The organism is Duganella vulcania, from assembly GCF_009857655.1.
GTDB lineage: Bacteria > Pseudomonadota > Gammaproteobacteria > Burkholderiales > Burkholderiaceae_D > Rugamonas > Rugamonas vulcania.
The window spans coordinates 1-10,507 of the sequence record NZ_WWCX01000140.1; the positions used below are offsets into that span (position 1 = coordinate 1).

Genomic DNA, 10,507 nt, shown 5'->3' on the forward strand with positions numbered 1-10,507 from the left:
CCGCAGACCGCCGCGCCGGCGCCTGCCGCCGTGGTCAAGCTGGCCGGCGCGCCGGACCAGTGGCAGCAGCCGCTGCGCGAGGCGCTGGGCGACCGCCTGCAAGTGCAGCTGCAACGCAATAACGACCACGCCGTGATCCGGCTGGAACCGCCCAATATGGGCAGCATCGAAATTTCGATCCGTCACAGCGCCGGTTCGCTGCAGGTGAACCTGAGCGCCAACCACAGCGAAGTGCTGCGCCAGTTGAACACCATCGGCGACAGCGTGCGCCAGGACCTGTCGACCCGCCAGTACGCCGACGTCTCGGTCACGGTCTCGTCCTCGCGCGCCCAGGCCCAGGCCGACAGCGGCGGGCGCAACGGCCAGCAGCGCGAGCAGGACCAGGGCCGCACGCCGGGCCGCGCCCTGGCCGACGACGACACCACCACCTTTGCCATGACGTCCGAGCGGGAGTAATCAGTAGATGAAGAATATGAAAATGATCATAGCGCTGGTGCTGGTGGCCGTGGTGGGCGCGGCGGTGGCTGGCGGCGCAGTCTGGTATATGTCGAAGGGCAAGGACGAGCCGGCGGCCGAGGCCGACGGCAAGGCGGCCAAGAAGCCGGCCAAGAAGGAAGAGAAAAAGGACGACAAGTCGCCCCCCAAATACCTGACGGTGGACAAGGTGGTCATCATGCTCAAGCGCCAGCCCGGCGATACGCTATCGCACTACATGTCGGCCGACCTGGTGATCACCACCACCGAGAAGAAGGAAAAGGAAGCCAAGGAACAGTTGCCGCTGCTGCGCAGCGTGGCGGTGCGCACGCTGTCCAACCTGCCGATGGCCACCGCGCAAGTGATGACCATCGACCAGTTCGCGGCCGAGCTGAACAAGGCTTTCGATGCCACCTATGAGCACGAAGGCCGGGAAAAGCCTTTCAACGAAGTCATGATCGGCAAGCTGATCATTGAGTAGCTTGCGGCCAGCATGAAAACGAGTGAAGCGAGCACTGGAGCGGGCATGGCCTATGTAGAGCAATTCGCGGACGCCTACGCTGAAAGTTACGGCGAGCCCGGCGTCGCGCCGGTCGCGCACAGCGTGGCCGACGAGCAAAAACACCTGCTGGCCTACGCGCCGCTGGTCAAGCGCATCGTGCGCCAGCTCAATTCGCAGATCGCCGGCGCCATCGACCGCGACGACATGGAACAGATCGGCCTGATGGGCTTGCTGGAGGCGCTGCGCCGCTACGGCGAGCCGGACGGCGCCTTCGGCAGCTACGCCAGCCTGCGGGTGCGCGGCGCCATCCTAGACGAGCTGCGCCGCCAGGACTGGCGCCCGCGCGCGGTGCGCCAGCAAAGCCACAAACTGCGCGACGCCGTGCGCGCGCTGACCCGCACGCTGGGCCATGAGCCGAGCGAGCAGGAGATCATGAGCGGGCTGAAGCTCACGCCCGAGGCCTACCAGGCTTACCAGATGGACGAGAACGCCGAGCTGATCGCCAGCTTCGACGAGGTGCTGCAGGACAGCGTCAGCAACGACAGCGCGCCCAGCCCGGAAGACCAGCTGGTGGTGCGCCGCAGCCTGGAGCAGGCGCTGCGCGGCCTCGACGAGCGCGAGCAGCGGGTGGTGCAGATGTATTACGAATTCGAGCTCAGCTACAAGGAAATCGCCGCCGTGCTGGACCTGACCGACGCCCGCGTCTGTCAGCTCAACAAGGCGGCGCTGGGCAAGATGAAGGCAGTATTGCAGAACGCCTGATCCAGAGCGGGCGCAAGGCAAGATTAGAAAAATGACGCGGAAAGGCGAATCATCATGCAGCAAATAGTCGGCATACTCATAGTTTTAGGCAGCGTCTTCGGCGGCTTCTTCATGATGGGCGGCGCCTTCCATCAAATCTGGCAACCGATCGAGCTGATCGTCATTGCCGGCGCGGGCTTCGGCGCGCTGGTGATCGGCAACCCCAGCCACGTGCTGAAGGAGGCGGTCACCCAGATCAAGAAGATCGTGTTCCGCAAAAAATACGACTCCGAATTCCAGCGCCAGTTGCTGCTGCTCATGTACGAGCTGCTGCAGCTGGCCGCCGGCGGCCTGAAGGCGCTCGACGCCCACGTCGAGGCGCCCAAGGACAGCCCGCTGTTCCAGCGCTACCCGCGCGTGCTGGAAGAGCCCAAGCTGCTGGCCTTCATCGTCGACAACTTCCGCCTGATGGCGATGGGCAAGATCAACGCCCACGAGCTCGAAGGCGTGCTGGAGCAGGAGCTGGAAGCCATCCACACCGAGCTCGAACAGCCGGCCAAGTCGCTCGGCAAGATCGGCGAGGCGATGCCGGGCTTCGGGATTCTGGCCGCCGTGCTGGGCATCGTGATCACCATGAACACCGTCAGCGAAGGCGCGACCTCGGGCGAGATCGCCGAGCACGTCGGCGCCGCCATGGTCGGCACCTTCATCGGCATCTTCTTCTGCTACGGCATCCTCGATCCGATCTCCAGCATGATGAAGCAGCTGGTCAACCAGGAGGCGTCGAACAAGGAGACCGTCAAGGTGGTGCTGGTGACGCACGTGGCCGGCAAGCCGCCGCTGCTGGCGATCGACGCCGGCCGCCGCCTGGTGCAGCTGAACATCAAGCCGAGCTTCGCCCAGCTGGAACGCTGGATCAACGACCTGGAAGGCCGCGACAGCGCGCCGGCCGAGGACAGCTCGCGCAGAGGAGGCCGCGGTGCTAAAGTCGCATGACAAGGGGCATGAGCAAACCATCATCAAGCGCGGTGGTGGCAAGCACAAGCACGACGACCACGGCGGCGCCTGGAAGGTAGCCTTCGCGGACTTCTGCCTGGCGCTGATGTGTTTGTTCCTGGTGCTGTGGCTGATGGCGGCCCGCAACTTCGAGTCGCTCGAGCAGATCCTGACCGAGGCCGACGGCGCCAAGACCGACCAGGGCAAGGGCGTCATGCCCGAGCAGGTGGGCGGCCCGCGCGGCAGCCTGATCGACCGCTTCCCGATGCCGCACACCGGCAGCACCGAGGAGCCGGGCGACTTCAAGGCCAAGGGCGAGGCCCACACCAAGGTCACCGGCGAGGCCGAGCCGGTGGTCGAGACGCCCAAGATCAAGTACGACAGCCCGAGCGACCTGGCGGCGCTGTCCAGGGCGCTGACCAAGATGAGCGCCGAGGCCGGCCTGACCAGCAACCTGGAGTCGGTGATCACGCCCTACGGCCTGCGCGTGATGCTGCACGACACCGACCACCAGGGCATGTTCATGCGCGGCTCGGCCGTGCCGACCGACAAGTTCCGCGCGCTGCTGCGCAAGATGGGTCCGCTGTTCCGGCAAATGGAGAACCAGATGCTGATCGTCGGCCACACCGATTCGCTGCAGTACGCCGACCGCAGCTACGCGGCCTTCTCCAACTGGACGCTGTCGGCCAACCGCGCCATGTCGGCCCGCTCGCAGCTGCTGGCCGGCAGCATGAACCCGGAATCGGTGCTGCAGGTGGTGGGCATGGCCGACCGCGCGCCGCTCGACACCAAGCGCGCCGACGCCGGCGTCAACCGCCGCATCGAATTACTGATCCTGACCACGGCGCAGGCCAAGTCGATCGCCACCATGTTCGGCATGCCGGAGGGCAGCAGCGCGCTGACCGAGGATGTCGACACGGCGCTGCCCGACGCCACCCTGCTGGAAAAACTGCGTAGCAAGCTCGGCGGCGCCAGCCCGCTGCGCGACCCGCGCCGCAACAAATAATACGACGTATGGAAACCAAGCCAACCCGAGGCACACGTATGAGAATCTCCACAGGAAGTCCGGACGGCGTCGCCGTCCAGCGCGTGGCGGAGGCGGCCCCGGCCGAAGCCGCCGAGGCCGCCGCGCCGGCGGCCGTGCAGGCGCCGCTGCAGTCGGCGGTGATGCAGCCGGCGCTGCAGGCGATGCGCGAGATGCCGGAAATCGACCAGGAAAAGGTCGACATGCTGCGCGACGCCCTGGCCAAGGGCGAGCTGCCGTTCGACCCGGCCAAGCTGGCCGGCCTGATCCAGCGCTTCCACGGGAGCGAGAAGTGAGCGACGCCGTCAGTGCGATGTCGCGCCAGGACGCCATGCGCCAGCTGCTGGCCGGCGTGGCCGACGACCTGCTGGCCTACGCCGAGCTGCGCGGCCTGCTGGACCAGCAATTCGACGCCGCCGTGCGCCACAAGGGCCCGCAGCTGACCGCCGTGGCCGAGGCCATTTCCGCGCTGGTGGACGTGATGCAGGCGCGCCGCACGCAGCGCGTTGCGCTGGTACAACGCCTACTTGGCCCGGCCGGCACCATGTTGCAGGCTTTTGCCTTGCTGAAAAATTCGGCACGGGAGAGAATGGAGAACGACTGGAACACCCTGGAACAGATGGTTATCGAATGCAAGCGTTTGGGCAAGCGCAATAGCGACTTGCTGGTAGAGCAGTACAGCATCATGCAGCGCGTGCTGCATGGCGAGGAGCAGATCTATGCACCAGCTTGACCGGATGCAGTCGACCGCACCCACGGCTGCCACCGTCTCGAACATGACGCCCAGCCGCCCCACCGCGGCGCTGGGCGGCATGGCGTCGGCGGGGGCGTTCGCCTCCACCTTCCAGCAAGTCCAGCACGACGTCGGCGCCTTCATCGCGCAGGGCGGCGGCTTCAGCTCCCCTGCCCCGGCCGCCAACAACGCCAACGGCACGGCCATGAACCTGCAGGCGATGGCCTTGCGCCACCAGGGCGCCGGCGCGATCGACGGCGGCGCCGACACCGACGCGCAACAGCAATTCCTGGCCGAGATCAAGCCCTGGGCCGAGGAAACCGCCGGCAAGCTGGGCGTCTCGCCCGACATCGTCGCCGCCCACGCGGCGCTGGAATCGGGCTGGGGCCGCAATCCGCTGCGCCAGGGCGGCGCCGACAGCAACAACCTGTTCGGCATCAAGGCCGGCGGCGCCTGGCAAGGCGCGGTGGCGGCCGCCACCACCACCGAATTCGAACACGGCGCCATGCTGAAAAAGGTCGAGCGCTTCCGCAGCTATCCCGACACCGCCAGCGCCTTCCGCGACTATGCCGATCTGCTGACCGGCAACCCGCGCTACCAGGCCGCGCTCAACACCGGCAGCGACGCCCGCGCCTTCGCCCACGGGCTGGCGCAAGGCGGCTACGCCACCGATCCGCACTACGCGGACAAACTCAGCAAGCTGGCGGCGCAGCTGCAACGCGCCGGCGGCAAGCTCACTGCGTCGGGGAACTAGTGGAAACGGGCATATCGACAGGCTCCACCGTCGCCGCGCCCGTCACCCTGGCGCGGATCACGGTACCGTTGGCGTTGCGCACCCGCACCATGGTGCCGCGCGCGCCGTTGTCGAGCGCCTCGCCCGCCATGCTGACCTCGATCTGCTCGCGCCTGGCCACGATGCGCACCGCGTCGCCGCGCTTGACCAGGGTTGGCGCGCTCAGCAAGGCCATCCGCAACACCTCGCCGCTGCGCAGCGCGCGCCGGCCGGCCAGCCCCACCACTTCCTGCGGATCGGACACGCTGTCGGCCAAACCGGAGATGTCGTGGCGCTCCAGCAACACATCTTCATCTGTCAGAATTTTTCCTGACGGAACATCACTTGCCATGATCGCAATGCGCGCCGAGACCTGCGCGCGCACCACGAACTCGTACCGCCAGCCGTCGGCGCCGGCGCAGACCGCGGCGAAACGCATGCGGCTGGGCAGCCGCGTATCAAGCGCTTCGACCGTCACAGCGTGGCTGCATGCGGCCAGCGGCCTGCTGCCGCGCACCACGGTGAGCTCGAATTGGGGTTCCACCAGCCCGCTGCTGTCGGCCCAGCGCTGCACATGGGCGCGCGCCGCCGCCTCCACCGCCAGCGGCACTTGTTCGGCGCCGGTCGGACCGGTCGCGGAACTTGCTGCAGAAAATGAAGTGCAAAACAGCAACATTGCACGCAAAGCGGTTACAATACTTTTGTTGAACATGGGCAATACCTCTACTATGATGCCGGGAGCCGTAACGTCTGGGGCGCATGATGCGCCCGGGCGCCATTCTACCCCGGCGCCGGCGGTTTTCACTCATGCAACATCGTTTCACAGCAATGCTTACACAGGGGATGAACATGGCGATTAATTTCAAAGATGCGGTGGGCCTGCATGCCGACGCGCTGCACCTGCGGGCCGAGCGCACCCGCATCCTGGCCTCCAACATCGCCAACGAGAACACGCCCGGCTTCCAGGCGCGCGACATGGACTTCGCCGCCACGCTGGCCAACACCCAGGCCGAGGCCAGCGGCGACATCGGCGGCGACGACGACGCCGCCATGATGTACCGCGTGCCGTTCCACCCGACCCGCGACGGCAACACCGTCGAGATCGGCGTCGAGCAGGCGGCGTTCTCGCAGAACGCCTCGGACTTCCAGACCAGCCTGACCTTCGTCAACATGAGCCTCAAGGGCCTGGCCAAGGCCATCAACGGCCAATAAGGAGCGCCAAATGTCGTTCAAGAATATTTCCGAGATCGCCGGCTCGGCCATGGCCGCGCAGTCGGTGCGCCTCAATACCATCGCCAGCAACCTGGCCAATGCCGACTCCGTGGCCGGCACCGAGGCCGACACCTACCGCGCCCGCAAGCCGGTGTTCGCCGCCGTCATGACCGACAGCATCGGCGACATGGGCAATACCGGCGGCAAGGTGCAGGTGCTGGACGTGGTCGAATCGGCCGAGCCGCTGCGCAAGGTCTACGAGCCGGGCCATCCGATGGCCAACGCCGACGGCATGGTGTTCTACCCCAACGTCAACCAGGTGGCCGAGATGACCGACATGATGTCGGCCTCGCGCGCCTTCGAGACCAATGTCGAAGTGCTGGGCCGTATCCGCACGATGCAACAATCCCTCCTCAAACTCGGTGAAGGTTAAGCCATGACAGTCAGTCTTCTCAACAACGGCGCCAGCGCCAACCCGCCGGCCACCGGCGGCAGCATCACCGGCAACAGCGCCAGCGCGACGTCGGACATGTTCACCAAGCTGCTGGTGGCGCAGATCAAGAACCAGGACCCGCTGTCGCCCAGCGATCCGGCGCAGTTCGTCCAGCAGCTGACCCAGCTGTCGCAGACCGAGTCGCTGCAGAACCTGTCGAGCCTGACCAGCGCCAACGCCAGCGTGCTGCAGAGCATGCAGGTGCTGGCGCTCGGCGCCCAGGTCGGCTCCGATGTCATGGCCGAGACCGGCACGCTGACCACCGACGGCAGCACCAAGGTGCACGCCCAGACCACGCTGTCGGCCACCAGCTCGAGCACCCGCGTGGTGCTGACCGGCATCGACGGCGCCAAGCACAACGTCAACCTGGGCGTGGCGGCGGCCGGCACCGTGCCCTTCACCATCGACCCGACCGCGCTGGGCCTGCCCGCCGGCACCTACACCATGACGGTGGAAACCAGCACCAAGGAAAACCCGCCGGTCGACCTGCAGGGCCGCCTGAACAGCGTGCGCCTGTCGTCGGCCGGCAGCGTCGTCCTGAACATCGGCAACATCGGCGAAGTCGCGCCAACCGCCATCACCGCTTTCAACGGCAAATCCACCGCTTCGGCCACTCAATCTAGTCTCTAAGGAAGGTATCCATCATGAGTTTCGGTATCGCATTGTCTGGCATCCAGGCCATCAACGAAGCGCTGGACGTTACCAGCCACAACATCGCCAACGCCGGCACCTACGGCTACAAGTCGTCGCGCGCCAACTTCTCGTCGCTGGTCGCGGGCGACCAGCCGACCGGCGTCAACATCGGCTCCAAGACCCAGAACATCGGCCTGTCCGGCGGCATCCTCAACACCGGCCGCTCGCTGGACGCCTCGATCAACGGCGCCGGCTTCTTCATGGTCAAGGACGGCAGCAACACCATCAACTACACCCGGGTCGGCATCTTCAACACGTCCAAGGACGGCTTCCTGACCGACGCCAGCGGCCGCCGCGTGCAGGGCGCCACCATCACGCCGCCTAGCACCACGCCGGGCGCGCAGGGCGACATCACGATCCCGACCGGCCAGATCCCGGCCGTCATCAGCAACAAGCTCAACTACGTGGGCAACCTGTCGGCCGACTGGAAGACCACCACCTTCCCGGGCACCGTGACGCCGACCACGCCGCCCGACCCGTCGACCTTCAGCATGTCGAAGACCAGCATCATCTATGACACCCTGGGCGGCCAGCACACGCTGACCCAGTACTTCGGCACCTCCGCGCCAGGCAAGGTGGATGTCAACTACATCGTCGACGGCAATTCCATCGGCAAGACCACCACCCTGGAATTCAACCTGACCTCGGGCCAGATGACGGTGCCGGATCCCGCCGACCCGACCGTCAAGGGCGTCTTCGACATGGGCGACCTGAGCGGGATCGACACCAGCGACAAGGACTTGTGGCCGGGCTTCACCAGCGGCGCCAAGCTGACCGACGATTTCAAGGTCGACTACACCGGCACCACCTACTTTGCCGGCGAGGCCACCACCTCGACCAACGCCGCCAACGGTTACGCCTCCGGCACCTTTGCCGGCGTCGACCTGGCCAAGGACGGTTCGGTGATCGCCAAGTACAGCAACGGCCAGAAGCAGGCGGTCGGCAAGCTGACGCTGGCCACCTTCCCCGACGAGGGCGCGCTGACCCAGGTCGACGACACCAGCTGGGTGCAGTCGCTCGGCTCGGGCTCGCCGCTGGTCAACTACGCCGGCGTCGGCACCACCGGCACGCTCAACACCAGCTCGCTGGAACAGTCGAACGTGGACATCACGTCGGAACTGGTCGGCCTGATGACCTCGCAACGCAACTACCAGGCGAACTCCAAGGTCATCCAGACCGAGAGCCAGATGATGCAATCGCTGATGCAAGCGATCTAAGGATAAGCTGACCCATGGATGCGCTGATCTACACCGCCATGAGCGGGGCCGAGCGGGCCCTGCGCGGCCAGCAGGTACACGCCAACAACCTGGCCAACATCGAAACCGGCGGCTTCCGCGCCAATATGGAGCTGTCGTCGGCGCAGACCGTCAACGGCTACGGCTACGACGACCGCCACATGTCGCAGCTGCAGGCCAACGCGGTCTCGACCCGCCAGGGCACGCTCAAGGCCACCGGCCGCGACCTGGACGTCGCCATTTCCGGCGACGGCTTCCTGGCGGTGCAGGGCCCGACCGGCGAGGCCTACACCCGCGCCGGCGCGATGACGCTCGACGAGACCGGCACGCTGAAAATCAACGGCAACGTGGTGCTGGGCGAAGGCGGCCCGATCACCCTGCCCGAGTACAGCAAGATCGCGGTGGGCGCGGACGGCACGGTGTCGATCCAGAGCCCCGGCACCACCACCATGCAGACCATCGACAAGCTCAAGCTGGTCAAGGCCGAGGCGTCGGAGCTGACCAAGAACGAGGCCGGCCTGCTGGTGGCGCGCAGCGGCCAGCCGCTGGGCACCGACGCCACCGTGGTGGTCAAGCCCGGCCACCTGGAGGGCAGCAATGTGTCGGCGGTCGAGGAAATGGTCGCCACCATGAGCTTGAACCGCACGTTCGAGATCCAGATGAAATTGTTCAAGGCCAGCGATTCGATGGCCGAAACCGGTAACCGCCTGATCGGCGGCTGAGCCGGTCCACGTTACACCCAAGGGAGAAATCATGAATCCAGCAATGTGGATCAGCAAAACCGGCGTGCAGGCGCAGGACGAAAAACTGCAAGCCATCGCCAACAACCTGGCCAACGCCAACACCGTCGGCTTCAAGCGCGACCGCGTGGTGTTCGAGGACCTGTTCTACTCGATCGAGCAGCAGCCCGGCACCCAGCGCGCCGACAACAACACGCTGGCGCCGTCCGGCGTCCAGCTGGGCAACGGCGTGCACATGGTCGGCACCCAGAAGGTGTTCAGCCAGGGCTCGCTGCAAACCACCGGCAACCAGCTCGACGTGGCGGTGATGGGCAACGGCTTCCTGTCGGTGCGCCAGCCCAACGGCGAGACCGCCTACACCCGCGCCGGCCAGCTGCAGGTCGACGCCAACGGCATCCTGGTCAACGCCCACGGCCTGCCGCTGATCCCGCAGATCACCATCCCGGCCAACGCCACCGCGCTGACCATCGGCGAGGACGGCGTGGTCTCGGCCACGCTGGCCGGCAACACCACCGCCAGCCAGCTGGGCCAGCTGACCCTGACCAGCTTCATCAACCCGACCGGCCTCTTGGCGCTGGGCGAGAACCTGTTCGCGGAAACCCCGTCCAGCGGCACGCCGACCGACGGCAAGCCGGGCGACGCCCAGTGGGGCAAGCTCAAGCAGGGCACGCTGGAAGGCTCGAACGTCCAGGTGGTCGAGGAGATGGTCGACATGATCGCGGCCCAGCGCACCTACGAGATGAACACCAAGGTGCTGTCGGCCGCCGACAACATGCTGCAGTACCTGTCGCAGGCCGCGCGATAATGAAAGCCGCCCTGCCCGTCCCCGGTTGGGCCGCGGCGGCGCTGGCCGCCATGCTGGCCACGCTGACCGGCTGCGCCGCGCTGCAGC

General features: G+C 66.4%; 15 protein-coding genes. 14 read left to right on the forward strand and 1 reads right to left on the reverse strand.

The features are described from left to right. From GTP90_RS33045 to GTP90_RS33080, 8 genes are all read left to right on the forward strand, one after another. A partial coding sequence (locus GTP90_RS33045) for a flagellar hook-length control protein FliK (RefSeq protein WP_161087488.1) occupies positions 1 to 456 on the forward strand: 456 nt, incomplete at its 5' end. 7 nt (positions 457 to 463) lie between these two features. Further along, entirely contained in the window at positions 464 to 955 is a 492-nt protein-coding gene (locus GTP90_RS33050) for a flagellar basal body-associated FliL family protein (protein WP_161087489.1), read from the forward strand. A 45-nt stretch (positions 956 to 1,000) separates the two neighbouring features. After that, positions 1,001 to 1,738, forward strand: a complete 738-nt coding sequence (locus tag GTP90_RS33055; RefSeq protein WP_161087490.1) for a FliA/WhiG family RNA polymerase sigma factor — start codon at positions 1,001 to 1,003, stop codon at positions 1,736 to 1,738. A 54-nt stretch (positions 1,739 to 1,792) separates the two neighbouring features. Next, positions 1,793 to 2,713 carry a flagellar motor stator protein MotA gene (gene motA, locus GTP90_RS33060; protein ID WP_161087491.1) on the forward strand — a complete coding sequence of 307 codons (921 nt, stop codon included), beginning with the start codon at positions 1,793 to 1,795 and terminating at the stop codon, positions 2,711 to 2,713. Beyond that, a complete protein-coding gene (locus GTP90_RS33065; RefSeq protein WP_161087492.1) occupies positions 2,697 to 3,719 on the forward strand; it encodes a flagellar motor protein MotB in 1,023 nt (340 codons plus the stop codon). Before motA ends, GTP90_RS33065 begins: the two co-directional genes overlap by 17 nt. Positions 3,720 to 3,757: 38 nt before the next feature. Next, positions 3,758 to 4,033 (forward strand): flagellar biosynthesis anti-sigma factor FlgM, encoded by a 276-nt coding sequence (flgM, locus tag GTP90_RS33070; protein WP_161087493.1) that lies wholly within the window; start codon positions 3,758 to 3,760, stop codon positions 4,031 to 4,033. After that, complete coding sequence (gene flgN / locus GTP90_RS33075; protein WP_371875161.1) at positions 4,030 to 4,470, forward strand: flagellar export chaperone FlgN; 441 nt, start codon at positions 4,030 to 4,032, stop codon at positions 4,468 to 4,470. The genes flgM and flgN overlap by 4 nt, the downstream gene beginning before the upstream one ends. Next, positions 4,457 to 5,224 carry a glycoside hydrolase family 73 protein gene (locus GTP90_RS33080; protein WP_161087494.1) on the forward strand — a complete coding sequence of 256 codons (768 nt, stop codon included), beginning with the start codon at positions 4,457 to 4,459 and terminating at the stop codon, positions 5,222 to 5,224. Before flgN ends, GTP90_RS33080 begins: the two co-directional genes overlap by 14 nt. Here GTP90_RS33080 and flgA read toward each other — a convergent pair. Further along, entirely contained in the window at positions 5,205 to 5,918 is a 714-nt protein-coding gene (gene flgA, locus GTP90_RS33085) for a flagellar basal body P-ring formation chaperone FlgA (RefSeq protein ID WP_254452161.1), read from the reverse strand. The genes GTP90_RS33080 and flgA overlap by 20 nt on opposite strands. A 173-nt stretch (positions 5,919 to 6,091) precedes the next feature. Here flgA and flgB point away from each other — a divergent pair, with 173 nt between their 5' ends. The 6 genes from flgB to flgG are packed head-to-tail and all read left to right on the forward strand — an operon-like array spanning position 6,092 to position 10,420. Continuing rightward, the gene (gene flgB / locus GTP90_RS33090) at positions 6,092 to 6,454 is read left to right on the forward strand and encodes a flagellar basal body rod protein FlgB (RefSeq protein ID WP_161087496.1); all 363 of its coding nucleotides are present in this window, start codon (positions 6,092 to 6,094) and stop codon (positions 6,452 to 6,454) included. A gap of 10 nt (positions 6,455 to 6,464) precedes the next feature. Next, positions 6,465 to 6,887 carry a flagellar basal body rod protein FlgC gene (gene flgC, locus GTP90_RS33095; protein WP_117011425.1) on the forward strand — a complete coding sequence of 141 codons (423 nt, stop codon included), beginning with the start codon at positions 6,465 to 6,467 and terminating at the stop codon, positions 6,885 to 6,887. Between the two features lie 3 nt (positions 6,888 to 6,890). Beyond that, a complete protein-coding gene (locus GTP90_RS33100) occupies positions 6,891 to 7,577 on the forward strand; it encodes a flagellar hook capping FlgD N-terminal domain-containing protein (protein WP_161087497.1) in 687 nt (228 codons plus the stop codon). Between the two features lie 14 nt (positions 7,578 to 7,591). Then, positions 7,592 to 8,857: a flagellar hook protein FlgE gene (locus GTP90_RS33105; protein ID WP_161087498.1), complete on the forward strand. Its 1,266-nt coding sequence runs from the start codon at positions 7,592 to 7,594 to the stop codon at positions 8,855 to 8,857. 14 nt (positions 8,858 to 8,871) lie between these two features. Next, positions 8,872 to 9,597 (forward strand): flagellar basal-body rod protein FlgF, encoded by a 726-nt coding sequence (flgF, locus tag GTP90_RS33110; protein WP_161087499.1) that lies wholly within the window; start codon positions 8,872 to 8,874, stop codon positions 9,595 to 9,597. Positions 9,598 to 9,628: 31 nt separating this feature from the next. After that, entirely contained in the window at positions 9,629 to 10,420 is a 792-nt protein-coding gene (flgG, locus tag GTP90_RS33115) for a flagellar basal-body rod protein FlgG (protein WP_175048333.1), read from the forward strand. The last annotated feature ends 87 nt before the right edge of the window (positions 10,421 to 10,507 follow it).